Below are 23,630 nucleotides of genomic sequence, written 5' to 3'. Positions count from 1 at the left end.
AGTCTTTTCGTGCCGTGAATGGGCTGCGTAATGCGGCACGTGAGGTGGTGGTACGGGTGCGCTCAGTCGAGAAGGGTGATGCCGAGGGAGAAATTGGTGTGCTTGACGGAGTTGTTCATGAGGCCCAACTCCAGCAGGGCGACGTTCTCCAGTGCCCGCGCCATGAACAAGTCCCCGGTGTCCCAGGGGCGCAGCCCCAGGCTTTCGACGAACGCCGCCACACGTGCCTTCGCCTGCGCGTCGTCGCCGGCGATGAATATGTCCAGAGGGCGGTCCTCGGCCGGTCCTGCCGCCAGAACGTGGGAGAACACGGTGTTGAACGCCTTGACGACATGCGCGTCGTCGGGAGCCGCCTTGGCGATCTCCTGTGCGCCGGAACTGCCGTCGGGGACGACGAATCCCTGCAGGTCGGGGGCCACGGGGTTGGTGATGTCGACGATGATCTTGCCGCGCAGTGCGTCCCCGTACTCCCTCACTACGGCCGCCGCGCCGGTGTACGGCATGGCGAGGACGACGATGTCCCCGTCCGGGGCGGCCCCGGCCGTCCCGACAGTGGCGCCGCCGAGCGTGGCGGCCAAGTCCTTGGCCTTGGCCGGGTCGCGGCCGATGATCTCGACGGCGTTACCGCCGGCGAGCGCCCGAGTGGCCAAGGCGCGGGCCATGTTTCCCAGTCCGATAACGCTGATGCTGCTCATCGGTGTTCCTGCTTTCCGGGTTGTGGTCCTGCCGTTGAATTCCATGGTCAAATTTCGATGCGGAATTCTTGTGCAGAATTCTGGTGTCGAATTCACTGCGACGTCCTTAAGTGCCTGCTTTTCATGCTGTCATCTGGCCCGAGTGGCGTCCAAGACCTATTGAAGCCGCGGTGATACCCTCGAGGTATCACGGGGCTGGGGGTTCTATGGATCTGGATCTGCGCAAACTGCGCTATTTCGTCACCGTGGCCGACCAACTGCATTTCGGCCGCGCCGCCGATGAGCTTCACATCGCACAGCCGGTACTCAGTCGGCAGATCCGCGCGCTCGAGAAGGATCTCGGCGCCACGCTGTTCACCAGGGATCGCCACGGCGTGGAGCTGACGGATGCGGGCCGGCAACTGCTGGACGACGCCGTTCCGCTGCTCGCCTCAACCCACGCGGTCCGCCGCCGGGTGTCCGCGGCCGCCGGCGGCAAGCGGCGGCTGATGGTCGGCTTCCGGGCCGGCGTTGCCGTCATCCCGGCGGCCCGTGCGTTCGAGGAGCGGCACCCGGACGTGGCCGTGGACGTGCAGCGGATCGAAGGGGACGACCAGGCAGCGATGCTGCTCGACGGCCGCATCGACGTCGGCTATGTGCGGCTGCCCATCGACGAGGCCGGCCTGCGTGTCACCCCGCTGTACACCGAGCCGCGGGTGGCGGTACTGCCCGCAGGGCACCGGTTCGCCGGCAAGAAGGAGGTCGCCGAGGCCGACCTGGCCGGTGAAACGCTGGTCTGGCACGGTGACCCGAGCACGCAGCCCACCAGGCGCCCGCTCCCCAATGCCGGGTACCCGGTACGCGGGGTGGACGAGACGCTCGAGCTTGTCGCGGCCGGCCGGGGCATCTCCTTCCTGGCCCGTTCGGCGTCCGTCTTCTACTCGCATCCGGACGTCGCCTATGTGCCCATCCCGGATCTGACACCCGACCAGGTGTGCCTCGCGGTGGCGGCCTCGCACACCTCGCCGGTAGTGGACGACTTCGTCACCGCGGCTCGGTCGACGGCCGAGATCACGGCAGAGTGTGGGAACTACGAGATGTGGCAGCTTGGAGGCGGTGCCGCCTCAAGGCACGCTTGAGCAGGCCGACTGGCCCCCGTCTCTCCCCCCCCCCCAGCTGCGTACGACTTCTTCGTGCGCCACCGCGTACGGGCTGATGTGATCAGCCGTCAGTTCGAACCGGCAGCGTGTCCAGTCCGGCCGCGGAGTGCCGAGTCACCTTGATGCTTCCTCGCGTCGCCGGTCATCGCCGGTCCTCGCCGGCTGTGGCGGGGATGGCGTTGTCGATGAGGGCGGCAGCGATGGCGGCGGCGGTGGGGAAGGCGTCGGCGTCGAGGACCCGGGTGCGGGCCGCGGCGCCGTCGATCAGCAGCGCGAGCTGCTCACCGAGCTGTTCGGGGTCGGCGGCGCCGGCTTCGCGGGCGGTGTCGGCGAGTCGCGCGGCGACGGCCTTCTTGTAGTCGCGCGCGTACTGGGACGCGGGGTGCTGGGGGTCGTGGAGCTCGACGGCCGCCGCGATGAAGGGGCACAGGGGCGTGGTGGGGGAGACGTCGAAGGCGGCGAGGAGTCGTTCGCGGGGCGTGAGGTCGGTGCGGTCGAACACGCCGGACAGAACGGAGGGGTCGAACCGGCGCAGGTACTCGGCGACGAGTTCGTCCTTGCCGTTGAAGTGCTGGTAGGCCGTGCGCTTGGACACCTCGGCAGCCGCGCAGAGCTCGTTCATGCCGGTGCGGTTGATGCCCTGCTCGCGGAACAGTTGCTGGGACGCGCTGATGATGCGCTCGCGCGCGCCCCGACCGCGGCGGCGGCCCGTGGGGCCCTTTTCCAGTTCCGTCTCCGTCATGGAGCCATGGTACCCGAGTTGGGTAACGACCGGTGTACATAGATTGCGCGCCGGGCGTCCGCCCCGTACGGTAAGCACACTAGACGGTGTACTTAACGCCGTCGCCCCAGGTACACACGGCATTACCGACTCAAGGGAACGACCATGGGAAAGCTCGACGGCAAGGTCGCGGTCATCACCGGCGGCACCACCGGCATGGCGCTGGCCGGCGCGAAGCTCTTCGTCGACGAAGGGGCGCACGTCTTCATCACCGGCCGCCGCCAGGACGCCCTGGACGAGGCCGTGAAGCAGATCGGCCGCAACGTCACCGGCGTCCAGGGCGACGCCGCGAACCTGGACGACCTGGACCGCCTGTACGACACCGTCAAGCGGGAGAAGGGAAGCCTCGACGTGCTGTGGGCCAGCGCGGGCGGGGGCGAGCCCGCCCCGCTCGGCGAGATCACCGAGGCCCAGTTCGACACCTGGTTCGGGCTCAACGCCCGCGGCACCCTGTTCACCGTCCAGAAGGCCCTCCCGCTCTTCAACGACGGCGGTTCCATCCTCATGACCGGCTCCAACGCCTCCCTCGGCGCGTTCCCCGGCTGGAGCGTCTACGCCGGCAGCAAGGCCGTCCAGCAGGCATGGGCCCGCATCTGGCTCAACGAGCTCAAGGACCGCCGCATTCGCGTCAACGTCCTGACCCCCGGCCAGGTCGCCACCGCCAAGCAGGAAGAACTCTTCGACGAGGCCACCAAGCGCCAGTTCGAGTCCCTCATTCCCCGCAGCGAGATGGGCCGCCCCGACGAGATCGCCTCCGCCGCCCTCTTCCTCGCCTCGGACGACTCCAGCTACGTCAACGGCATGGAACTGGTCGCCGACGGCGGCACCACCGCCCTCTGAACCGCACACCACCCGACAACCAGGGCAGGACACCTCATGAGCAGCATCAGCATCATCGGCACCGGGAACATGGCCCGCACCATCGGCGCGCGGGCGATAGCGGGCGGCAACACCGTCGAGGTCATGGGCCGCGATCAGTCCAAGGCCGACGACCTGGCCAAGGCTCTCGGCGGCGGCGCCACGACGGGAGAATGGGGCACCGCCCCGGCCGGGGACATCGTCATCGTGGCCCTGCTGCACGACGGCGTCGTACCGGTTGTCACCCAGTATGGAGACGCACTCGCGGGCAAGGTCATCGTCGACATCAGCAATCCCTTCAACTCCACGTTCGACGGGCTGGCCCACCGCGAGGAGACCTCGATCGCGCAGGAAGTCGCCAAGGCGGCCCCGGCCGGCGCTGACGTGGTGAAGGCGTTCAACACCGTTTTCCGCCATGTCCTGGAGAAGGGGCGGCCCGACGTCTTCATCGCCGGCGACAGTGCGCGGGCCAAGGAGAGCGTGGAGGCATTCATCGAAAGCCTCGGGATGCGTCCGCTCGACGTCGGCGGCCTGAAAATGGCGCACTGGCTGGAAGGGGCGGGCGTGGTCACGGTGGGCCTCGCCAATCACGGGGTGGGGAACTTGGACTTCGCCCTCGGCATCACCGAACTTCCCGCCTGAGCAGACGGTTGTTCACGCCTGCCTGACCGGGAGTTGCAGGTACGAGGCCCGGTCGCCGCCGGTGTGGATGATGTGGCGGCCGCTGTTGGCCGGGGCGTACTCGCGGATGCCGGGCATCATCGTGCCCAGCAGCGACCGGCCGCTGACGATGAAGCGGAGCTGCTCGCCCGGGTGGAAGGTGAGTCCGACCGGCAGCAGGTCGATCTCGACGTCGACGACTTCGCCGGGGGAGAGCTTCTCGACCCGGTCGAAGGTGTGGGCCGGGACGTCGTCGGTGGCCAGGGCCTTGTCCAGGTGGCGCATCGAGACACGGAGGCGTCCGTCGGAGCCCTTGTAGCGCAGGATCGAGGCGCCCCGTTCGGTGACGTCCATGGCCAGCGCGCCCTGGTTGAGGGCGGTGAACGCCTGCAGCGGTGTGCCGTGCGCGTCGAGCTTCTGGACGAGGACGAACAGGTCCATGTCGTCGGAGCCGTCCGCCTCGACCCACAGGTGGGCCTTGGGGTAGCCGACCAGCGTGGTCTCCTCGTCGAAGCGCGCCACGAACGACACCAGGTCCGGGCTGGCCGCGACGTCGTAGCCGACCGTGGCCTCGGCGGCGGGCGCCGTGGTTGCCAGGGTCCGGGTGCGCCCGTCGAGGTAGTACTTCGTCGACGTGACATCGGCCGGCGGGAACTGGTCCGCCGGGACGCTGACTTGGTCGCCGCCCTGGAGGTCGAGGAGGGAGTAGCGCACGCGGGGTGTCTGCTCCCAGCCGTTGTCCTCGCCCTTGAGGGTGTGGTCGAAGAAGCGGCGCAGGTCCTCGACGTTGGCCTCGTCGTAGTAGTCGGGCCATTCCTGGCTGTTGTGGACGCGCAGCCACTTGTCCGTGGAGGCCATCCGCCGCCAGGCGCGGAACGTACCGGCGGTGTGCAGGGTGTTGGAGTAGCTGGCGACGACGTACGCGGGCACGTTGATGTTCTCGAACCGCGGGATCTTGTTCTCCCACAGGCCGTCCATCAGCGGGTGGTGCTCGGCCTCGGTGAGGATGTCCTCCTTCTGGGCCTTGCCGTAGAAGCTGTTGTCCTGGAGCTGGCGGGCGAAGCCGGTGTCGGGCATGCCGCCGCGCATGACCAGGTCGCGGTAGACGTCGCTGACGCCCTCCCACGGGTTGATCGCCGCCAGGTGTGGCGGCTGCTCGGCCGCGGTGAACCACTGGGAGACCGCGAGGTAGGAGGTTCCGCTCATCGCGACCTTGCCGGTGCACCAGTCCTGGACGCCCAGCCACTCGATCAGGTCGTAGCAGTCCCGGCCCTCCTGGCGGTCCCAAATGGCGCTGTCGCCCTCGGAGTTGGCCACGCCCCGGATGTCCGGGTTGCAGATCGCGTAGCCCCGCGCACACCAGTAGGCGGGGTCGGGACCTTCGAACTTCTCGAGTCCGGACACGATGCCGTTGTCGAGGCCGACCATGCCGAAGATGCCCATCACGCTCGCGGACGAGCCCTGGCCCTTGCCGTACGGGCTCCACGCCACGATCACCGGGACCTGCTCGGAGTCGGCGGGACGGAAGACGTCGACGTGGATCGTGACGCCGTCGCGCAGGGTGACCGGTACGTCCTTGTCGAGCACGATGTCGACGGGCAGCGGCTTGAACGGCGGCGCGATCCGGAAGCCCGCCTCCAGCGTGCGCGTCCCGGGCTCGAAGTCGCTCAGGATCCCGTAGCGGGGGCCCGGCTCCAGCGGCTGGGACGGCATGTACACCTTCTGGACATCGCTCACGGCGCGTACCTCGCATCTCTCCGCCGGCGGACTGGCTCTGCCGACATTTCGAGCGTAGGTCTGCGACAGCGAAAACTCAACACGTGTTGAGTTAATTGCATGGGAGGTAGTTTTGGGGCATGACCGCGCATACGAGTGCCGCCGCCGAGGCCACCCCCGCCGCTCGTCGCGGGCGCCGGCCGGGCACGAACACGACCCGGCAGGCGATCCTCACGGCGGCTCGCGCCCGCTTCGCGGCGGACGGCTTCACCGCGACCACGATCCGCCGGGTCGCGGCCGACGCCGGGGTGGACGCGTCGCTGGTGATGCAGTTCTTCCGGTCGAAGAACGAGCTGTTCGCTGCCGTGATGTCCGTCCCCGCGGAGGCGTTGACGCGCTTCAGTGAGGCGTTCGAGGGCCCGGACGAGGGACTCGGTGAACGCGTGGTCCGGGCCTTCCTCGATGTGTGGGAGGTGGACGCCGCGAGCTCGGAGCCGCTCATGGCGATGCTCCGGGGCGCCATCGCCAACGATCAGGCCAACGGCCAGCTGCGCGAGTTCCTCGAGGAGCGGCTGCTCGTCGACGCCATTACGTCGCGCGACATCGACGACGCGACGCTCCGTGCGGGCATCGTGTCGTCGATGCTCGTCGGGCTCGTGGTCGGGCGCCGCGTCGTCGGTGTCCCCACGCTGACCGGCGCCGAGCGCGGGAAGCTGATCACGCTCGTCGGACCCGCCGTGCAGAGCGTGCTGGTCCCGGCGCCGCCGGCCGTCGACGGCTAAGGGTGCCTCAAGTGCGGTCGGCGCCGCGGCGGTCGGGCGTGAGGAGGTAGGCGATCGCCATGTCGCTGAGTTCGTCCGCGTACTGGCGTTGGGCCTGCTCGCCGGTGGCCGGGTCGGGGCGTACGGAGTTGTGGAAGCACGCGCCGAGGATGGCGCGGGCCGCGGTGTCCAGCGCCTTGTGCGGGTCGGAGCGGCGGATCTCGCCGGCATAGGGGGCCGCTGCCTCGAGCAGAAGGCGGTGGACCTCGGTGATGGTGCGCGCCCCGCGGTCCGGAGGCTTGGTCCCCCGTGTGCGCAGCAGTTCGGGGAAGAGGTTGCTGTGGTCGGCGAAGGAGTGCAGCAGGGCGTGCGCGTAGGCGTCCATGACGCCCGGGAGCGACGGCTCGGCCTTGCTCAGCTGCTCGGTCACGTACGCCTCGCGCCGTTCCAGCATCCGTTCCGTCAGTGCGTTGATCAGCTGCTCTTTGTCCTCGAAGCGGCGGTAGATGGTGCCGACCGAGACGCCGGCGCGTGCGGCGACGCCGGTGATCGTCATCTCCTCCAGGCCGGACGAGGCGGCGATCTCCTCCGCCGCGCGCAGCACGCGGGCCAGCGTCGCGGCGCTGCGCGCCTGTTGGGGCTGTCGGTACGGCGCCGGGCGGTCGTGCTGGTCGGTCATGCCCCGCATCGTATCGACGGCGGTCATGGCAGCGGTTGTTGACAAGGGGTGTCCCGCTCTGGCTACTCTCATCGCCATAAAGCGAATGTACATGCACGTTCGCATTTGACTGGAGGAGCTGCCCGTGACCGACGACCAGAAGGCCCAGGCCGTGACCGTGACGCTCGATTCGGGGCCCACCGGCGCCGGGAGCATCGACGACATGGAGCTGTTCTACGCGCGCCGCGCCCTGGACCGCTTCCGGACGCGACTGGGCCGCGAGGGCCTGCTCGACCTGCTGGCCGAGGACATCGAGAAGGGCAACGCCTTCCTGCGGGAGTGCGCGCGCACCTCCGACGGCAAGTTCAACGCGGGCACGACGGTGCTCACGGCGCGCGGTCTGACCTCGGGCGAGTTCCTGGCCTGGATGGACGCGGCCTTCGAGGGCGGCGACGAGCGCCCGCTCCTGGCCGCCCACCCCGAGCACTACGTGATGGGCGCCGATGAGATCGGGGCGCGCGTGGTGGAGAACATCGGCCCCCACGTCTGCTCGTTCTACATGGGCGGCTGGGGGACGGCCGCGATGGCCTGGGCCGACGACGCGGCCGAACTCCTGCCGGAGGCGGAGTTCCCGAACAAGAAGTCCTCGAACCTGTTCCTGGAGGACGGCACCGTCGTCGGGCGGGCGCTGATCCAGTTCGGCGACACCGCCGACGGGTTCACCGCGAGCCTGACGGTCTACTTCCCCACGGCCTGCCCCGAGGACATTCTGGACCACCATATGCGGCACTACGCCGTGGAGTTCAGGAACTGGATCGTTGCGGCCGCGGAGGCTCGTGCCTGAACTGGGCGCGTGTGGGCGGCTATCGGACCCCGCGGATAGGGGTGATGGCCAGGGCCCCGATGACGGCGGCGACCGCTCCGGCGCCGAACAGGGCGGCGTAGTTCTGCGGGGCTGCGGTCGACGCGCCGATCGCGAGGAGCGTCGGGGCGATCGCGGGGACGACCGAGGACGGCAGGGACATGGCGAGGTTCATGATGCCGAGGTCCTTCGCGGTGTTGTCCAGGTCGGGCAGGACCTCGGTGATCAGGGCGAAGTCGACCGCGAAGTAGATGCCCTGCCCCAGGCCGGTGACGGCCACGGCGGCGAGGAATGCGGGGAAGTCGCGGGCGAGAGCCGTGAGGACGAGTCCGGCGGCGAACAGCACCGCGGAGGTGATGACGAAGGGTTTGCGCCGGCCGACCTTGTCGGAGAGTTTTCCGGCGAGCGGTGAGAAGAGCACGGCCGTGCCAGTGCCGACAAGGGATGCCATCAGGACGCTCGTGCCGACGGTCGCCGGGTCGATGTGGTGGACCGTGATCAGGTAGAAGGCCTGGTAGCCGTTGACGCTGGAGACGCCGAAGAAGATGCAGAAGCGGCTGAGCCAGGCGAGCCCGAAGGCGGGATGGCGGACCGGGTTGACCCAGAAGGTCGTCAACGTCATCCGCAGCGTGACCCGCGGGCGTTCGGCGCGGCCGATCGGCCGGTCGGTGATGAACGCCGCGAGGACGAGTGCCGAGGCGATGCCCAGGGCGGTGGGGTAAAGGACCATGAGTCCGAGGTCCGGCTGGCCGAGTTGGGCCAGGAAGATTCCGACCACGGCGCCGATGGGGGCGCCGAGTCCGATGGCCGCGGACGCGGGACCGCGGCGCTCGGCGGGCAGTTGGTCGGGGACGATCGCGTTGCATGCCACGAGGGCGCAGACCGCGCCGATGGACAGGGTTACGTAGGCGAGAGCGAGGACCGTGGTCGAGCGGGCGACGACCTCCAGTGCGCCGCCGATGGCCATGACGACCGCCCCGCTGAACAGGTAGGGGCGACGGCGGCCGAATCGTGACGCGGTGCGGTCGCTGAGTCGGCCGACCAAGGGGTAGCCCACGAGTTGGGCGACCCCACCGGCCGTGACGGCGGCGGAGAGCACGGTCGTGGCCCGGGCGCTGTCGATGCCGCCTGCCGCTATGGAGAGGGTGAGGATCGAGGCGGCGAGCAGGACTCCGTTGAGGGAGCCGACCGCGAGGCCGAGAACGAGGATGAATCCGCGGCGTGGGCCCGTGTCGTTGGTGACGGAGGCGTTCGCCGGAGTGAGCGGGAGTGCGTTGGCGGTCATCGGGAACTCCTTTGTCCGAAGCATGACCGTGGGGTGTAGTGCTACTTCTTGCCGTGCTCCTGTGCGGGCAGGGAGATGTGCAAGTAGTGGGTACCTGGGGCGAGTTGGACGGAGCGGCCGGCCGCGACCAGTACGGCGTCCACGCCGTGCGGTATCTCGGTGTGGATCGCGGCGACACCGGAGGTGACGGTCCAGTCGACGCGGAGCGGGCCGTACGGTGTCCACACCTCGGCGTCGGCGTGGTCCAACGGGCCGGTGAGGTCGGGTTCGAGCACCGCGGAGCGGTAGCCCGGGGCGGTGGCCCGGATGCCGGCGATGCGCCGGTACAGCACGTCGTCGACGCAGCCGAAGGCGTAGTGGTTGAACGAGACGGCGCGGACCGTGCCGTCGGGCGTGATGGCGTCCCACGCCTCCCAGATGGTGGTGGCGCCGCGGTCGACCTCGTACAGCCAGGACGGGCACGTGTCCTGCCACAGCAGGCGCCGCGCGAGGTCCGCGTGGCCGGCGTCCCAGAGGACATCGAGCAGATACGGAACCGAGAGGAATCCGGTGTCCAGGCGCTCGCCGCGCTCGGTGATGAGGTGTACGAGATGGTCGACGAGCAGTGGGCGTTGCGCGGCCGGCACCATGTCGAAGGCGAGGGCCAGGACGTACGGGCCTTGCAGGGCGACCGGTAGACGTCCCTCGGCATCGACGTATTCGGCCGCGAAGGCCGCGCGGACGTGTGCGGCTTCGTCGCGCAGTCGCGCGGCGAGGGCGGTGCGGCCGAGTGCGGCGGCGGATCGGGCGGTGACCGTGAGCGTCTGTGCCTGGAACATCGGCGCGATCAGCTCGGCCGTCAGCTTCGGCGCGATGCCGATGGCCTCGTGGAGGGGGCGTCCCTCCAGGGTGCTCGGTGTGAGCCAGTCGCCAAAGTGTTCACCCGCGTTGTAGAGGAGTGCCTGGCGGGTGTGTTGTTCGGGTGTGAGGGCGGTGTCACGCAGCCGCTCGGGCAACTCGGCGGCGCTGCCGCGCTGGTGGTCGATCCAGTGCAGCGCGGCATCGAGTGTGTCGGCCAGCACCCGCCGGTCGCCGTAGCGTTCGTAGAGCACCCAGGGCACCAGGGCGATGGCGTCGCTCCACCCGGCGCAGGCCTTGATGGAGCCGAACCCCTCGGCGGTGTCCGCCAGTTGGTCGTCGTAGGTCGAGCGAGGGGAGAGGATCGGGATACGCCCTTCGCTGTCCTGGTCCGCGCGCAGGTTGTCCAGCCATCGGGTCAGAAACGGTGCGACGAGCGCGTTGTTGGCCGCCGCGGGGGCGAAGACCTGGATGTCTCCGGCCCATCCGGCCCGCTCGCGCTGCGGGCAATCCGTGGGTACGGACAGGAAGTTGGCGCGCTGACTCCACACCACGTTGCGGTGCAGCCGGTCCAGGCGCTCGTCGGACAGGTGCAGGGACCCGGTCTGGGGCAGGTCGCTGGAGAGCACCACCGCCCGCAGGTCGTCGAGGTGGGGCGGGGCCTGGATCCCGCGCACCCGTAGGTAGCGGAAGCCGTGGAAGGTGAAGGAGGGCTCGTATGTCTCGGCCGGGCGGCCGGCGGCGACGTAGGTGTCGCGCTGCTCCTTGTTGATGCCATCGATGTTCTCGAACCAGCGGCCGTCCGCGTCCAGTGTCTCGGTGTGTTCGAGCGTGACGGTGTCACCCTCGCCCGGCGCCCGCAGCGTGATCCTGACGCGGCCCGCGACCACCTGCCCGAAGTCGGCGATCCAGCCGCCGTCGGGGTCCGGGGCAACGGACAGCGCCGGCAGTTCGTTGACGCGGCGGACCGGTTCCCCGGCGAAGGGAACGAGCACGCCCGGGTCGGTCGGCTCGGTCTCGACCGGGTTCCAGGTGGTGTCGTCGAAGCCCGGTGTGCTCCAAGCCGGGTCGTACAGGCGGGCGTCGAAGCGCTCGCCGATGAAGAGGTCCGCGTATGGCCACGGTCCTTCGGCGGACACCACGTCACCGTCGGAGGTGACACGGTGGCGCTGTCCGTCGTGCGTCTCGACGTGCAGTTGCCAGAGCGCGCCGGTGGTGGCGCCGAACTGGGCGCTCGACCCCGTCAGCCCGATCCGCCCGGCCCACCAGCCGTCCGCGAGCGCCACGCCCAGGATGTTGTCGCCGCGGCCGAGCAGATCGGTCACGTCGTAGCACTGCACGGAGAGGCGGGAGGTGTAGCTGTCGAAGCCGGGCGCCAGGACCTCGTCGCCGACGCGTCGGCCGTTCAGCTCCGCGGTGTAGATGCCTCGGGCCGTCAGGTAGAGGCGGGCTCGCACCACGGGGGCGTCGAGATCGAAGCGCTGGCGCAGCAGTTGCACCGGTACGAGGCGTTCGCTCGCCTCCTGTTGGGGGCGGCGGCCGGTGACCCAGTCGAGCAGGGTCCACCGCTCGATGTCGGTGGGGCGCGCCTTCGGCAGCACCCAGCTGGCCGTCCAGTCGTCCGCGGACAGCAGCGCGCTTCCGAACCGGGCGGAGGCCCAGCCGCTCACCGCCCCGTCCGTGTCCCAGACGCGCACGCGCCACTCGTAGTCGGTGTCGGAACGCAGGCGAAGATCCGGCACCTCCACCAGGTGGCACTCCCGGCTGGGCACGCGCCCTGTGTGGGCGACGAGTTCACCGGCCGCACGTACCTCGATCTCGTAAGCGGACTGCTCCCGTCCGGGCACCCAGGACAGGCGTGGGCACGGCACGGCGATCGCGAGGGCGGCGGGCTGGTACTCGACGGTCAGGTGGGTGACGGGTGCTGCGACCACCGGCGGCTCCTTCGTGACATGCCTCGTCGGGCGGCGAGAACGAAAACCGAAAGTACTCGGGTTTCAATGAAAAGCCAATGGGTTCGGTTTTCGGGGATAGGCTGCGGTGCATGAGCGAGTCGAGACGTCGAGGCAGCTACGCCGTGGGACGGGAGAGAAGGGACCGCATCGTCGCGACGGCCGCCGAGCGGTTCGCGACAACGGGGTATGCGAACACCTCGATGACGGGCATCGCCAAGGAAGTGGGCATCACGGCGACCGGCCTGCTGCACCACTTCCCGTCGAAGCAGCACCTGCTGCTCGCGGTCGCCGAGCATCGCTTCGATGTCGCGGCCGCCCTCGTGGACTCCTCGGCCGACGCCGACGGGGACGCGCTGATCGACGCCCTGCTCGCGGTCACCCGACGATTCGTCTCCGAGCCGGGACTCATCGAACTGTTCGTCACGCTGAGCGCCGAGGCGGCGGACCCGTCCAGCGCCGCACACGAGCTCTTCGCGGCCAGGTACCAACGCACGATCAGTGAACTCGCGGCACGCTTCGAGGCGTGTGCCCGGAAGGGCTTCTTCCGTGAGGACGTCGACTACGAGGCCATCGCACGAGAGTGCATCGCCGTGTCCGACGGCCTTCAGTTGCAGTGGGTCCTGTCCGGCGGGCGCACCGACCTGCTCGCCGACATCAGGCGGCACCTGGAGCGGCTGGCCGAGTCACTGCGCCCATGATGGATCGGGTCGGCGAGGGGCAGGACGGGGCGGGGCGGGGCGCTCGGCGGACGCGCCGCCCCCTCCGGTTCACGACCGCGTAGCGACCCCGCACTTCTCGTCCCCGGCCCCGCCCATCCGCTCGTCCATCGCGACGCTCCGGTCGTACGGGTCCACCACGGGGCCGTCGCCGGCGGCGTGCTCGGCGGTGAAGGTCGGGGTGAGGTAGCCGGTGTAGGTCTCGCAGCCGGCGTTGGTGGTGTCCACGCGGTTCGAGACGACCGAGAAGGTGCCCGGCTCCGTGATCACCTTCGCCGGGTCGGGCCAGTTCATGACGACCTCGCGGCGGACGATGACGCGTGTGACACGGTCGTCGCCGGTCTCCGCGCTCATCACCGGGTACACGTACGTGACGTCGGTGGTGACCTCCAGCGCACCCTTCTCGCCCGCGCGGTACGTGATGCGGCCACGGGTCTTGACCACGTCGCCGGCCGGCTCGACCTTCGTTGCGTCGAAGCGGCTGAACAGGACGAGCGGGTTGTACTTCTCGCTCGGTGAGGTCAGTGACCTGTCCAGGAAGGAGCGTTCCTTCGGCTGGTGGGGGTTGATGAGGGCGATGGCCTCGGCGGGGTGTTCGCCGCGCAGCACCCCGGGGTCCAGGCTGGACGCGGCGAGGAAGTCCCGGGAGCGTTCGAGGGTCCGGGCGACCTGGGCCTTGCTCATCCAGCCGGTGGCCCGGGCCGCGGGCAGAGAGATCCCGGCCGTTCCGGAGGCCCAGCGTGCGGCGGGGGAGCCCTTGAACGGATCGGCCAGTGTGGGGAGTTCCGCCGACCCCGCGGGTGGCGGCGACGCGGCGAGCGGTGTCGTCTCGTCGGAGGCGGAGCTGGACCCGAATCCGAACCCGGACCCGAACCAGTCCGTCACCCGTCCCGGAGCGAGTGCCACGACCACCACGGCCAGCGCCGCCACCAGGCCGAGCACGTACCAACCCGTACGGTGGCGCCGCCGGGCCGGCTGGTGCGAACGCCACGGATCGGGCCGGGCGTCCTCCTCCTGCAAACGGCGCGTCACCATGCGGGCGCGCGCCGACGGCTCCTTCGGAGCGTCCCGCACACCGTCCTCGGACTCCTGGAGGAAGCGCTCCCAATCCTCGTCCGACAGCGACGAACCGCTCTGATCCCCACCCGGATTCACTTGTGAACTCCCCTTGTGTCGTGCCGTGTAAGTGGCGGCCGGTCCCTCCCCAGGGCCGGCCGCCGTCGACGGATCATGGCACAGGCGCGAACGCCGGGTGTGTCGAAGGGGGGAGGGGCCGCTCGCGAACGGCCCCTCCCTGGTGGTCAGCGGACGGTCAGACGCGGTCCGCCGCGATCAGCAGGTACTGGAACGAGCCGTCCCTGTACGAGTTGATGAACGCGTCCTCGATCCCCGTCACCAGCGAGGACGTGGCCCGCAGCTCCCAGTACGGAAGAGTGTCGGGCGTCAGGTCGATGACGGTCTGCGGCACCAGGCGGTTGTCGGCCATCGCGCGCAGGTACTCCCGGCGCGAGTGGATGTTGCACTCGAAGTGCGCGTTGATCTGGGACACCCACTTCGAGGGCTGGCCGTACCGCGGGTTCCAGCAGCCGGTGATGGTCACGTAGCGGCCGCCGACCTCCAGGATGCGGGAGTGCTCGGCGAACAGGTCGTGCAGATCGACGTACATGGTCGACTCGTTGTTCCACGACGCCGAGATCTGCCCGGTCTCGAACGGGGTGGACAGCATGTTGCAGACGCGCGCCCTGACGTGGTCCTGGATGCCGAGTTCCTCGGCCCGGCCGTTGGCGAAGTCGGCCTGCTTGGCGGAGAGCGTGACTCCCTCGACCTTGCTCCCGAAGCGCTGGTGCGCCATCACCATCGAACCGCCGCGGCCGCAGCCGGCGTCCACCAGGGTGTCGTCGCGCCCGATGTCACCGAGGTGCCCGAGCAGGTACTCGGCCTGTGCGGACTCGAGACGGTGCAGCTCGGCGATCAGCTTCTGCTCGTTCGCGTCACCCGTCCCGTCGCCGAGCGCGGAGTGGTCGACGGCGCCGATGCCGTAGTGGTGGTGGTACAGACCGTCGACATCGCCGAGCCGCAGGTTGACCGGCCGGGCCTCGCCGTCCCAGTAGCGGGCGATGTCCCCCTGGTAGGGGGTGGCCGGCTCGGGGATGTACGGGGTGGTCGTGGGGGCCGTGGCGGTGAGTTCGGTGCTGGTCACTGATGTGTCCTATCTCTTACCAGAAGTCGGGCAGGCTGTAGCGGTAGGTGTTGTTCTGGTGCCATTGGTGGTTGCCGTCGACCCACGCCGCGACGCCCCGCAGGAAGCGCTGGACGTTCGGGAGCGGGCAGGCGGCGGCCAGGGCCGCGGCCTCTGTCTCGAAGGCGTGCATGAGTTCGTTGTGGACCTCGACCGACTTGAGGTAGGCCTCCTTGTCGGACAGGTCCTCGCGTTCCGCGATCACGACCGGCAGGTTCAAGTGCCGTCCGGGAGCGTCGAGTTCCTTCGTGTACGAGTACAGGTCGTTGACGATGGTCGTCGCGTTCCCCGCGAGCGCGATGACCTTCTGCATGTCCGGCAGGGCGTGCAGATCCGCCGGCAGTTCGTAGCCGCCGACGGTGTCGGTGATGGTCGGACAGGGGCGGAAGTTGTTGAACTGGCGCATCGCCAGGTACTCCCACACCTCCGGTACGTGGTCGTGCTCGGACCAGGCCGCTTCGGCGAGGTAGCCCATGTGCAGCCGGGCCATGTCGTGCCGATAGCGGTCGGCCTGCGAATCACTGCTGGCCTGGACGAAGTACTCCATGGCGGAGCGGTACGCGCGCCGGGGCGCGTCCGCGTAGAGCGATTCCACCCACTGCGGCTGGTACTCCCGCGTCGTGTACAGCGGGTCGAGCGTGGTGTGCGCGAGCAGGAGCCGGGAGCCGAGGCCGACGGGCGAGCCACCGTGGTCCTCGCAGTAGCAGTCGTCCAGCGCGTTCTCGGCCATCATCAGCCGGGTGGCGATCATGATGTGGTCGACGGTGGGTGCGTCGGGGTGGCAGCCGACCATGTAGCTGCCCACGGAGAATCCGTCGAACTCCTCCTCCCAGTCGTCGGGGTACAGGTCGACCTCGTCCAGCGCCCAGGCCTTGATCCGGCGGCCGACCTCCGCGACCCGTACGGGATCGGGGTCGGGCGCCGGGTGGTGGTACAGGCCGGGAACGGGCCGGCCCTTCGCGGTACTTGGCGTCGGAGCCGGGTCCGACGGACTCGGCTCCGCTCGCGGAGTCAGCCGCAGGCCCGCCGTGCCGAGGCCGCTGGGCCCGCGCAGCAGCCGCTCCAAGTCGGCGGTCGCGGCCGGGACTTCGGCCGCAGGCACCTCGGCCGCGGGCACCGGGGCCGTCGGCACCTCGACCGTGGGCGCCTCGGCGGCCGGCGGGGCCACTCGGGGCGCGCCGCCCGTGACGGCGGCGATGTCACGGGCGCGGGCCGCGGCGTCGGCCAGGACCTGCGCCCCGAAGCGGGAGACCGCTTCCGGCAGGCTCGACTGAGGAGGTGTCGGCTCAGGCGGGGGCATCCATGTCTCCTTGAGGGCTCCTTGGTGGGGCGGTCGGCCGAAGGTCCTGCTCCGCTACCTGCTGGGCCAGCGGCCGATCTGCACGTTCTCCAGCACACCGACCGCGTCCGGCACGAGGATCGCGGCGGAGTAGTAGGTGCTGACGAGGTACTTGGTGATGGCCTGCTCGTCGACGCCCATGAACCGGACCGACAACCCCGGTTCGTACTCGTCCGGCAGCCCGGTCTGGTGCAGGCCGACGACACCCTGGTTGTCCTCGCCGGTACGCATGCAGAGGATCGAGCTGGTGCGCTCCTTGGTGACCGGGATCTTGTTGCAGGGCAGGATCGGCACCCCGCGCCAGGCCGGCACCTGCTGGCCGCCGAGGTCGACGTGGTCGGGATAGAGCCCGCGCGCGTTGAACTCGCGCCCCATCGCCGCGATCGTGCGGGGGTGCGCCAGGAAGAACTTCGAGCCGCGGCGGCGGCAGAGCAGCTCGTCCAGGTCGTCCGGCGTGGGCGGACCCGAGTGCGGCTGGAGGCGCTGCTTGAAGTCGGCGTTGTGGAGCAGGCCGAACTCCCGGTTGTTGACGAGCTCGTGCTCCTGGCGCTCGCGCAACGCCTCGATGGTGAGCCGGAGTTGCTCCTTCGTCTGATTCATCGGCTCGTTGTAGAGATCGGCGACCCTGGTGTGCACCCGCAGGATCGTCTGGGCGGCCGAGAGCTCGTACTCGCGCGGCTTCGCCTCGTAGTCGACGAAGGCGCCGGGCAGTTCGTGCTCGCCCACGTGCCCCGCCGACATGGGGATCTCGGCCTCGCCTCGATGGTTCTGGCCCCGGCTCGCGAGCGACTTGAACTCGTCGACGTGCTCCCGCAGGTGCGGCGCCGCGGACAGCACGGCCGCGAAGTCGGAGCGCGACAGGGTGAGCAGGGTGCCCGAGGTCTCGGCGACCGCGGTCTGCTCCCAGCGGGCGTCCTCGTCCAGCAGTGCGCTGTCGCCGAAGCGGTCGCCGTCGGCGAGGACGTCGAGCGCGACCTCGTCGCCGTACTCTCCCTCGGAGAGCTGGCTGACGCGGCCGTGGGCGATCAGGTGGAGCTTGTCCGCCGGTGCCCCGCGCTCGACCAGTGTGTCGCCGGCCCGGAAGTCGCGCTGCACGCACCGGTCGGCGAGGGTGGTGAGCACCTCGACGTCGTCGAAGCCGCGCAGCAGCGCCAGTTCACCGAGTTCGCGGGGGATCACCCGGACGTCGCCGCCGTCCTGGATGAACTCGATGGTCCCGTCGCCGACGGTGTAGGTCAGGCGGCGGTTCACCCGGTAGACGCCGCCCTTGGTCTCGACCCAGGGCAGCATCCGCAGCAGCCACCGCGAGGTGATCTCCTGCATCTGCGGTGCGGACTTGGTCGTGGTGGCGAGGTTGCGGGCGGCCGCCGTGCCGAGGCTGGTCTGCTGCCGCGGCACCGACGCGGTGTCCGGCGTGGTCGAGTCAACGGTCATCGAGTGAGCTCTCCTTGGTCGGGCGAAAGCGCGCTTGCCCGTAACAACGGGACAGAAGAAGGAAAGATGGATATGTCAGGGGTAATGCGTCCAGAACCTGGATCACCGTAAGGGCCGCCTCGACCGCCCAACCAAGGAAAGCCGGTGACATTAGCTCGATGCGATGATCAAGGCCGCGCGGTGTTTGCCCGGTGACCGATGGATCTCGGCCCGTTTTCGTGGTGTGCCCCTGCGGACGCCGGCCCTGTGTCCACGCGGCGGGAGGGCGCCGCGGCATCGCAAACCCGATGGAAGTCGGCCAGCTGCCGCACAGGTCCTCATTGCGGACTTTGCACGGGGCAAGGTAGAGGCGGCATGGCGGAACGGGAACCCACGCGCGCACCGACCCCGGCCATCGCGTTACCCTGGCCGCCGTAACCGGACACGGGGTGCCCCACCCGAGGGCTGAGAACACACCCGTCGAACCTGAACCAGTTCGTACTGGCGGAGGGATGTCTCATGCCTGTCGCGCATGTTTCCAATGGCCTGCCTGCCGACCGCGAGAGCGGCGCCTTCGACGGGCGGATGCCCGCGGCACCCGGCGACCTCGGCATCGAGGGGCACGGCATCGAACCGGTGCCCGAGGGCAACCGCTACGGCGGGGCCGGGCGCCTGTTCACCGTGTGGTTCGCCCCGAACCTGACCATGACCGGCGTCTTCACCGGCACCGTCGGCATCGCGCTCGGCCTCGACTTCGCGACCGCGCTCGCCGCCGTCGTGCTCGGCACCCTGGTCGGGGCGGTGCCGACCGCCTACCTGGGGACGTGGGGGAGCCGGACCGGGGCGGGGCAACTGCCGCTGGCCGGGCTCGCGTTCGGGCGGGGCGTCGTGCTGCCGGGCGTGCTGCAGTGGCTGTCGTCCATCGCGTGGGACGCGCTGATCGGCCTGTTCGGCGGCGACGCGCTGGCCCGGCTGTTCGGCTGGCCGTTCTGGGCCGGCGTCCTCGTCATGCTGCTCGCTCAGGGCCTGCTCGGTGTCTTCGGCTACGAGGCCATCCACCGGCTGCAGATCGTCATGACCTTTGTGCTCGGCGCCGCGTTCGCGCTGATCGCCTGGCGGCTGCTCGACGGCGTGCACCCGGCCGCCCACGGCTCCGTGCACGGGGCCGACCGCGCCGGCGCGTTCGTCCTGACCAGCACCATCGCGCTGAGCCTCAGTCTGTCCTGGGCGCCGTACGCCAGCGACTTCAGCCGCTACCTGCCCGCCACCACCTCCCGTACCCGCATGTTCTGGTACACGCTGCTCGGCCTGCTGGTGTCGTTCGTGGCCGTCCAGGCGCTCGGGCTGTGGGGCGCCTCCGTGCTGACCGACCAGACGGCGGCCGGGGTCGACAAGATCCTCGGCGGGGGAGCGGTCGGCGCGTTCGGGCTGCTCGCGGTGGCGCTGGCCGCGCTGTGCAGCAACGCCATGAACGACTACAGCGGCTCGCTCGCCCTGCAGACCATCGGCGTGCGCATCCCGCGCCCGGCGGCCGCCGCCCTCGCCGCCGCGCTCGGCTTCCCGCTGGTGCTGTGGATGCACGCCGCCGACACCACCGCACGGTTCCAGAATGTGCTGCTGTTCGTCGGGTACTGGATCCCCGGCTTCGTGGCGATCGTCCTCGTCGACTGGCGTGCGCGGGCCAGGGCGCGGGCCGGAGCGCCGCTCGACCTCGCCGCCGAGCGCGAGCGGCGGCAGCCCGCCTGGCCGGCCCTGCTGGCCTTCGCGGCGGCCTTCGCCGCGGCGGTCCCGTTCATGGACACCAGCCTGTACGTGGGCCCGGTGGCCGAAGCGCTGCACGGCGCGGACGTGTCGTACTACGTAGCGTTCCTCGTGGCCGCCGTTGTGTACGCGCCGCTGCGGCTGCGGCGACGCGGCTGACCTGCCGTACGAGCCCTGTACCTCGCACCACCTGTACTTGTCGCACCTCCTGTACCTGGAGTCACCCCATGCACCAGACGCCCCCCGGCCGCCCCGATGACCTCGTCGCCTTCGCGGCGCAGGCGCTCGGGCGCGTACAGCACGACGCACCGCTGGTGCAGTGCCTGACCAACGCGGTGGTCACCGGGTTCACCGCCAACGTGCTGCTCGCGGTGGGCGCCGCGCCCGCCATGGTCGACATCCCCGACGAGGCGGGGCCCTTCGCCCGCGTGGCCTCGGGCGTGCTGGTCAACCTCGGAACCCCGCGCGCCGAGCAGCGCGCCGCCATGCCCGAGGCGGCGCGCGCCGCGACCGAGGCGGGCACACCGTGGGTGCTCGACCCGGTGGCCATCGGCGCGCTGCCCGTACGCACGGCCCTGGCCGCCGACCTGCTCGCGCTGCGGCCGACCGTGATCAGGGGCAACGCCTCCGAGATCATCGCGCTCGCGGGCGCGGGCGGCGGCGGCCGGGGCGTGGACGCCTCCCACGGTGTCGACGACGCCGAGGACGCGGCCGCGGAGCTCGCGCGGACGGCGGGCAGCGTGGTCGCCGTGTCGGGGCCCGTGGACTACGTCACCGACGGCACGCGCACCGCCCGGATCGCCAACGGGGACGCCCTGCTGACCCGCGTGACCGGCGGCGGCTGCGCGCTGGGCGCGGTGATGGCCGCGTTCGCCGCGGTGGACGAGGACCGGTTCGCGACGACCGTCGCCGCGGCCACCGCGTACACGGTCGCCGCCGAGTCCGCGGCCCGGACCGCGGCAGGACCCGGCAGCTTCGCCGTCGGCTTCCTGGACGCGCTCGCCGCGCTCACCCCGGAGGACCTCGCGAAGCATGCGGAGGTGTCATGACGGCACACATGACGGCCCGCCCTCGGCCGACGGATGCCGGTGTCGACCTGTCGGTGTATCTGGTCACCGACACCGCGCAGTGCGCGGCCCGCGGCCGCACCGTGACCGAGACCGTCGCGCAGGCCGTGGCCGGGGGCGTCACCGCCGTACAGATCCGGGAGAAGCACGCGAGCGGACGGGAGTTCCTGCGCACCGTCCTGGACGTCGCCGAGGTCCTGCCCGAGCACGTCGCGCTGATCGTCAACGACCGGGTCGACGTGTTCCTGGCCGCACGGGCGAACGGCGCACGCGTCACGGGCGTCCACGTGGGCCAGTCCGACCTGCCTGCCACCGCCGTACGTCAACTCATCGGCGACGACGCGGTGTTGGGGCTGAGCGCGGCCACCGCTGAGGAGCTGAACGCCGCCGCGGTCTCCGACGCCCGCGTCGACCACGTCGGCATCGGCGCCCTGCACACCACCCGCACCAAGGACGACGCCCCCGAGCCGCTCGGCCTCGACGGCTTCGCCGCACTGGCCGGGGCGAGCGCGCTGCCCGCCGTGGCCATCGGCGGCGTCATCCCGGCCGACCTGCCGCACCTGCGGGCCGGGGGCGCGGCGGGGGCCGCGATCGTCTCGGGCATCTGCGCCGCCGACGACCCACTGGTCGCCGCCCGGACCTACGCCGACCACTGGGCCGGCAGCCGAGATACCCACACCCGTCCCCGTATCCGAAAGGATGCCTCCGCATGACCGAGACACCGCCCGCGGTCGCGCCGCCCCGCGTGCTCACCATCGCCGGGTCCGACTCCGGCGGAGGCGCCGGGATCCAGGCCGACCTCAAGACCATGCTGGCCCTCGGCGCGCACGGCATGAGCGTGCTCACCGCCGTGACGGCCCAGAACTCCCTTGGCGTACAAGGCGCTTGGAGCATCCCGCTCGACGCCGTGCGCACCCAGTACCGCAGCGTCGTCGACGACATCGGCGTGCAGGCGCTCAAGACCGGCATGCTCGCCGCCCCCGACATGGTCGTCACGGTCGCCGAGCTGCTGTCCGAGGTGCCGGCCCCCGTCGTCGTCGACCCCGTCAGCGTCTCCAAGCACGGCGACCGGCTGCTCGCCGACGATGCGATCGACGCCGTACGGGACCGCCTGCTGCCGGTGGCGACGGTGGTCACGCCGAACCTCGACGAGGTCGCCGAACTCACCGGCGTCGCGGTCGAGGCCGACACCGCGGAACGTGACATGCGGCGGGCCGCCGAGCGGCTGCTCGCCTACGGTCCCCGCTGGGTGCTCATCAAGGGCGGTCACCTGCCCGGCGAGGCCGTCGACCTGCTCACCGACGGCACGGACGAGCACTGGCTGCGCTCGCCGCGCCACAACAACGCCCATACCCACGGCACGGGTTGCACCCTCGCCTCGGCCGTCGCGGTCGGTCTTGCCCAGGGGCATGAGGTGCCGGAGGCGGTGCGCCGGGCCAAGGAGTACGTCACCGGGGCCATCGCGGCGGGGTTCGCGCTGGGGGCCGGGATCGGGCCGGTCGACCATGGGTGGCGGTTCCGCGCGGTGTGATCACTCCCCTCCCCGGGGGTGCGCGGCGGAGGCCGCCGCCGCACGGGAGCCGACCAGGAGCAGGCAGAGCACGGCGCACCCGGCGACGATCCCGGCCAGGACGAGCAGCGGGTCGAGCGGGCGGGCGGCGCCGACGGCCTGGGTCGCCGGGGTCTGCTCCGCTTGCGATGTGGGGGATGCGGGGGCCGGTGGCGCGGCGGCAGCGCTGCTGTGGTGTTCGGACGGCGTGGGTGTCGAGCTGGGGGTGGGGCTCGCGCTCGATGTCTTGGTGAGTGTCGGGCTGGGGTGTTCGTGGGTGTGTGCGGCCGCCGGGGGTGGGGTGCTGGGAGCCGGGGCGCGGGTCGTCGCGGCGGCCTTGACGACGATTCCGCCGGTCATCCCGGGGTGCACGGTGCAGACGTAGCCGTACGAGCCCGCCTTGGTGAACGTGTGGCTCCAGGTGCCGCCCTTGTCGAGCATCGGTGAGTGGATCGAGGCCGGGCCCGACGTGGTCTTGACGTCGTGCGGCGCGGTGTCCTGATTGACCCAGGTGACGCTGTCGCCGACCGGGATCGTGAGCGTACGGGGCCCGAACTTGTAGTCCGACATGAGGACTTGGTGACCCGCCGCGTGTGCGGCGGGCACGGGGAGGGACACGACGGCGCCGGAGCCGATCACGGTGGCGAGCGCGAGGTGTGCGGCGCGGTGGGTCAGGCGGGGCATGTGAACTCCGCGGCGACGAGCAGACGCAGCTGGTCTGCGGGGCGGATGCGGGACAGGGCGAAGCCCGTGGTGCGGCGCAGGTGACCGTAGGGGACGCGGGCGGTGCCGAGGACGAGGAGTGTGTCGTCCGTGCGGGAAACGACGCGCAGGGGCAGCGTCGCGGGGACGCCGGGAACGGTCGTGTCGGCCGTGGCCAGCTCACCGTGGACGAGCAACTGGGCGCCGTCCGCCCGCGGTTCGAGGGCGGTGCTGACGAAGGAGAGCTCGTCGCCGCCGAGCGCGTCACCGGTGAGCCGGAGAGCCAGCACACAGTCGTCGGGTGTCGGTGCGACGGTGAGTGTCGCCTCGTCGGCGGTGACGCGGCGGCGCAGGGTGGTCAACGGGCCGAGCCGGGTGCTGATTTCGACGATGCAGCGGTCTCCGGCGGCGGCGTACGCGCCGGGGCGTGGCAGCCAGGAAGGGCCGGGTTCGGGCGGGGCGGCGGACGGGACGGGCAGGGTCTGCGTGGTCATGTGTGCGCTCATGGCGGGCACCTCGGTTCACGAGGGAGGGGCATGGCATTGGGCGGGTCGTGCGGGGACAATGGCGGCGGTGGCGGGCCGGCCGACTGCGACTCGGCCGGCCCGCCATCACGCGCCTCGTCGGCGACCTCGGT

The 23,630-nt window shown here is 70.6% G+C and carries 22 protein-coding genes and 1 riboswitch; of the genes, 10 read left to right on the top strand and 12 right to left on the bottom strand.

The features are described from left to right. Positions 1–62: 62 nt before the first annotated feature. Positions 63–695: an NADPH-dependent F420 reductase gene (locus OHA73_RS04605; protein WP_327654268.1), complete on the bottom strand. Its 633-nt coding sequence runs from the start codon at positions 693–695 to the stop codon at positions 63–65. Between the two features lie 206 nt (positions 696–901). Between OHA73_RS04605 and OHA73_RS04600 the strand changes: the two genes are divergently transcribed. Continuing rightward, complete coding sequence (locus tag OHA73_RS04600) at positions 902–1,813, top strand: LysR family transcriptional regulator (RefSeq protein ID WP_327654267.1); 912 nt, start codon at positions 902–904, stop codon at positions 1,811–1,813. A gap of 163 nt (positions 1,814–1,976) precedes the next feature. Here the strand turns inward: OHA73_RS04600 and OHA73_RS04595 are convergent, their stop codons facing one another. Continuing rightward, the gene (locus OHA73_RS04595) at positions 1,977–2,576 is read right to left on the bottom strand and encodes a TetR/AcrR family transcriptional regulator (RefSeq protein ID WP_327654266.1); all 600 of its coding nucleotides are present in this window, start codon (positions 2,574–2,576) and stop codon (positions 1,977–1,979) included. A 144-nt stretch (positions 2,577–2,720) separates the two neighbouring features. Here OHA73_RS04595 and OHA73_RS04590 point away from each other — a divergent pair, with 144 nt between their 5' ends. Both OHA73_RS04590 and OHA73_RS04585 read left to right on the top strand, forming a co-directional pair. Beyond that, on the top strand, positions 2,721–3,455 hold the full coding sequence (locus tag OHA73_RS04590; protein ID WP_327654265.1) for an SDR family NAD(P)-dependent oxidoreductase: 735 nt from the start codon (positions 2,721–2,723) through the stop codon (positions 3,453–3,455). Between the two features lie 36 nt (positions 3,456–3,491). Then, positions 3,492–4,115, top strand: a complete 624-nt coding sequence (locus tag OHA73_RS04585) for an NADPH-dependent F420 reductase (RefSeq protein ID WP_327654264.1) — start codon at positions 3,492–3,494, stop codon at positions 4,113–4,115. Positions 4,116–4,127: 12 nt separating this feature from the next. Here the strand turns inward: OHA73_RS04585 and OHA73_RS04580 are convergent, their stop codons facing one another. Next, on the bottom strand, positions 4,128–5,870 hold the full coding sequence (locus tag OHA73_RS04580; protein WP_327654263.1) for a CocE/NonD family hydrolase: 1,743 nt from the start codon (positions 5,868–5,870) through the stop codon (positions 4,128–4,130). Between the two features lie 119 nt (positions 5,871–5,989). Here OHA73_RS04580 and OHA73_RS04575 point away from each other — a divergent pair, with 119 nt between their 5' ends. Beyond that, positions 5,990–6,631: a TetR/AcrR family transcriptional regulator gene (locus tag OHA73_RS04575; RefSeq protein WP_267072030.1), complete on the top strand. Its 642-nt coding sequence runs from the start codon at positions 5,990–5,992 to the stop codon at positions 6,629–6,631. Positions 6,632–6,638: 7 nt separating this feature from the next. Here the strand turns inward: OHA73_RS04575 and OHA73_RS04570 are convergent, their stop codons facing one another. After that, entirely contained in the window at positions 6,639–7,289 is a 651-nt protein-coding gene (locus OHA73_RS04570) for a TetR/AcrR family transcriptional regulator (RefSeq protein ID WP_267072031.1), read from the bottom strand. Positions 7,290–7,413: 124 nt separating this feature from the next. Here OHA73_RS04570 and OHA73_RS04565 point away from each other — a divergent pair, with 124 nt between their 5' ends. Continuing rightward, complete coding sequence (locus OHA73_RS04565; protein WP_267072032.1) at positions 7,414–8,112, top strand: hypothetical protein; 699 nt, start codon at positions 7,414–7,416, stop codon at positions 8,110–8,112. Positions 8,113–8,131: 19 nt separating this feature from the next. Here OHA73_RS04565 and OHA73_RS04560 read toward each other — a convergent pair whose 3' ends face one another. Both OHA73_RS04560 and OHA73_RS04555 read right to left on the bottom strand, forming a co-directional pair. Continuing rightward, on the bottom strand, positions 8,132–9,415 hold the full coding sequence (locus OHA73_RS04560) for an MFS transporter (protein WP_267072033.1): 1,284 nt from the start codon (positions 9,413–9,415) through the stop codon (positions 8,132–8,134). A 41-nt stretch (positions 9,416–9,456) separates the two neighbouring features. After that, a complete protein-coding gene (locus tag OHA73_RS04555; RefSeq protein WP_327654262.1) occupies positions 9,457–12,186 on the bottom strand; it encodes a family 78 glycoside hydrolase catalytic domain in 2,730 nt (909 codons plus the stop codon). A gap of 110 nt (positions 12,187–12,296) precedes the next feature. On the opposite strand from OHA73_RS04555, the gene OHA73_RS04550 reads away from it, so the two are divergent. Beyond that, complete coding sequence (locus OHA73_RS04550; RefSeq protein ID WP_266717147.1) at positions 12,297–12,905, top strand: TetR/AcrR family transcriptional regulator; 609 nt, start codon at positions 12,297–12,299, stop codon at positions 12,903–12,905. A gap of 69 nt (positions 12,906–12,974) precedes the next feature. Here the strand turns inward: OHA73_RS04550 and OHA73_RS04545 are convergent, their stop codons facing one another. From OHA73_RS04545 to OHA73_RS04530, 4 genes are all read right to left on the bottom strand, one after another. Then, the gene (locus OHA73_RS04545; RefSeq protein WP_327654261.1) at positions 12,975–14,078 is read right to left on the bottom strand and encodes a hypothetical protein; all 1,104 of its coding nucleotides are present in this window, start codon (positions 14,076–14,078) and stop codon (positions 12,975–12,977) included. A gap of 157 nt (positions 14,079–14,235) precedes the next feature. Further along, positions 14,236–15,123, bottom strand: coding sequence for a geranyl diphosphate 2-C-methyltransferase (locus OHA73_RS04540; protein ID WP_327654260.1), 888 nt, complete (start codon positions 15,121–15,123; stop codon positions 14,236–14,238). 16 nt (positions 15,124–15,139) lie between these two features. Beyond that, positions 15,140–16,462 (bottom strand): family 2 encapsulin nanocompartment cargo protein terpene cyclase, encoded by a 1,323-nt coding sequence (locus OHA73_RS04535; RefSeq protein WP_327654259.1) that lies wholly within the window; start codon positions 16,460–16,462, stop codon positions 15,140–15,142. A 54-nt stretch (positions 16,463–16,516) separates the two neighbouring features. After that, a complete protein-coding gene (locus OHA73_RS04530) occupies positions 16,517–17,935 on the bottom strand; it encodes a family 2B encapsulin nanocompartment shell protein (protein ID WP_267072038.1) in 1,419 nt (472 codons plus the stop codon). Positions 17,936–18,349: 414 nt separating this feature from the next. Beyond that, positions 18,350–18,444, top strand: a riboswitch (TPP riboswitch). Here OHA73_RS04530 and OHA73_RS04525 point away from each other — a divergent pair. The 4 genes from OHA73_RS04525 (at position 18,434) to thiD (ending at position 22,273) form a co-directional block, all read left to right on the top strand. After that, positions 18,434–19,834 carry a purine-cytosine permease family protein gene (locus tag OHA73_RS04525; RefSeq protein ID WP_327654258.1) on the top strand — a complete coding sequence of 467 codons (1,401 nt, stop codon included), beginning with the start codon at positions 18,434–18,436 and terminating at the stop codon, positions 19,832–19,834. It overlaps the preceding riboswitch by 11 nt. 68 nt (positions 19,835–19,902) lie before the next feature. Continuing rightward, positions 19,903–20,724 (top strand): hydroxyethylthiazole kinase, encoded by an 822-nt coding sequence (thiM, locus tag OHA73_RS04520; RefSeq protein WP_327654257.1) that lies wholly within the window; start codon positions 19,903–19,905, stop codon positions 20,722–20,724. Continuing rightward, entirely contained in the window at positions 20,721–21,455 is a 735-nt protein-coding gene (gene thiE / locus OHA73_RS04515; protein WP_327654256.1) for a thiamine phosphate synthase, read from the top strand. Before thiM ends, thiE begins: the two co-directional genes overlap by 4 nt. After that, positions 21,452–22,273 (top strand): bifunctional hydroxymethylpyrimidine kinase/phosphomethylpyrimidine kinase, encoded by an 822-nt coding sequence (thiD, locus tag OHA73_RS04510; protein ID WP_327654255.1) that lies wholly within the window; start codon positions 21,452–21,454, stop codon positions 22,271–22,273. The genes thiE and thiD overlap by 4 nt, the downstream gene beginning before the upstream one ends. On the opposite strand, the gene OHA73_RS04505 is transcribed toward thiD, so the two are convergent. Continuing rightward, on the bottom strand, positions 22,274–22,975 hold the full coding sequence (locus OHA73_RS04505) for a cupredoxin domain-containing protein (RefSeq protein ID WP_327654254.1): 702 nt from the start codon (positions 22,973–22,975) through the stop codon (positions 22,274–22,276). Further along, positions 22,963–23,499: a hypothetical protein gene (locus tag OHA73_RS04500; RefSeq protein WP_266717164.1), complete on the bottom strand. Its 537-nt coding sequence runs from the start codon at positions 23,497–23,499 to the stop codon at positions 22,963–22,965. Before OHA73_RS04500 ends, OHA73_RS04505 begins: the two co-directional genes overlap by 13 nt. Between the last annotated feature and the right edge of the window lie 131 nt (positions 23,500–23,630).

The organism is Streptomyces sp. NBC_00483 (assembly GCF_036013745.1).
Lineage (GTDB): Bacteria > Actinomycetota > Actinomycetes > Streptomycetales > Streptomycetaceae > Streptomyces.
Note: the sequence above shows the minus strand (reverse complement) of the source record. Positions and strands in the feature narration are given on the sequence as shown.

Coding starts and splice junctions, on each gene's coding strand:
- OHA73_RS04595 (WP_327654266.1), bottom strand. CDS start 2,576: ATGACGGAGACGGAACTGGAAAAGGGCCCCACGGGCCGCCGCCGCGGT.
- OHA73_RS04525 (WP_327654258.1), top strand. CDS start 18,434: ATGCCTGTCGCGCATGTTTCCAATGGCCTGCCTGCCGACCGCGAGAGC.
- OHA73_RS04585 (WP_327654264.1), top strand. CDS start 3,492: ATGAGCAGCATCAGCATCATCGGCACCGGGAACATGGCCCGCACCATC.
- OHA73_RS04530 (WP_267072038.1), bottom strand. CDS start 17,935: ATGACCGTTGACTCGACCACGCCGGACACCGCGTCGGTGCCGCGGCAG.
- OHA73_RS04605 (WP_327654268.1), bottom strand. CDS start 695: ATGAGCAGCATCAGCGTTATCGGACTGGGAAACATGGCCCGCGCCTTG.
- OHA73_RS04575 (WP_267072030.1), top strand. CDS start 5,990: ATGACCGCGCATACGAGTGCCGCCGCCGAGGCCACCCCCGCCGCTCGT.
- thiM (WP_327654257.1), top strand. CDS start 19,903: ATGCACCAGACGCCCCCCGGCCGCCCCGATGACCTCGTCGCCTTCGCG.
- thiD (WP_327654255.1), top strand. CDS start 21,452: ATGACCGAGACACCGCCCGCGGTCGCGCCGCCCCGCGTGCTCACCATC.
- OHA73_RS04505 (WP_327654254.1), bottom strand. CDS start 22,975: ATGCCCCGCCTGACCCACCGCGCCGCACACCTCGCGCTCGCCACCGTG.
- OHA73_RS04590 (WP_327654265.1), top strand. CDS start 2,721: ATGGGAAAGCTCGACGGCAAGGTCGCGGTCATCACCGGCGGCACCACC.
- OHA73_RS04560 (WP_267072033.1), bottom strand. CDS start 9,415: ATGACCGCCAACGCACTCCCGCTCACTCCGGCGAACGCCTCCGTCACC.
- OHA73_RS04500 (WP_266717164.1), bottom strand. CDS start 23,499: ATGAGCGCACACATGACCACGCAGACCCTGCCCGTCCCGTCCGCCGCC.
- thiE (WP_327654256.1), top strand. CDS start 20,721: ATGACGGCACACATGACGGCCCGCCCTCGGCCGACGGATGCCGGTGTC.
- OHA73_RS04570 (WP_267072031.1), bottom strand. CDS start 7,289: ATGACCGACCAGCACGACCGCCCGGCGCCGTACCGACAGCCCCAACAG.
- OHA73_RS04600 (WP_327654267.1), top strand. CDS start 902: ATGGATCTGGATCTGCGCAAACTGCGCTATTTCGTCACCGTGGCCGAC.
- OHA73_RS04535 (WP_327654259.1), bottom strand. CDS start 16,462: ATGCCCCCGCCTGAGCCGACACCTCCTCAGTCGAGCCTGCCGGAAGCG.
- OHA73_RS04550 (WP_266717147.1), top strand. CDS start 12,297: ATGAGCGAGTCGAGACGTCGAGGCAGCTACGCCGTGGGACGGGAGAGA.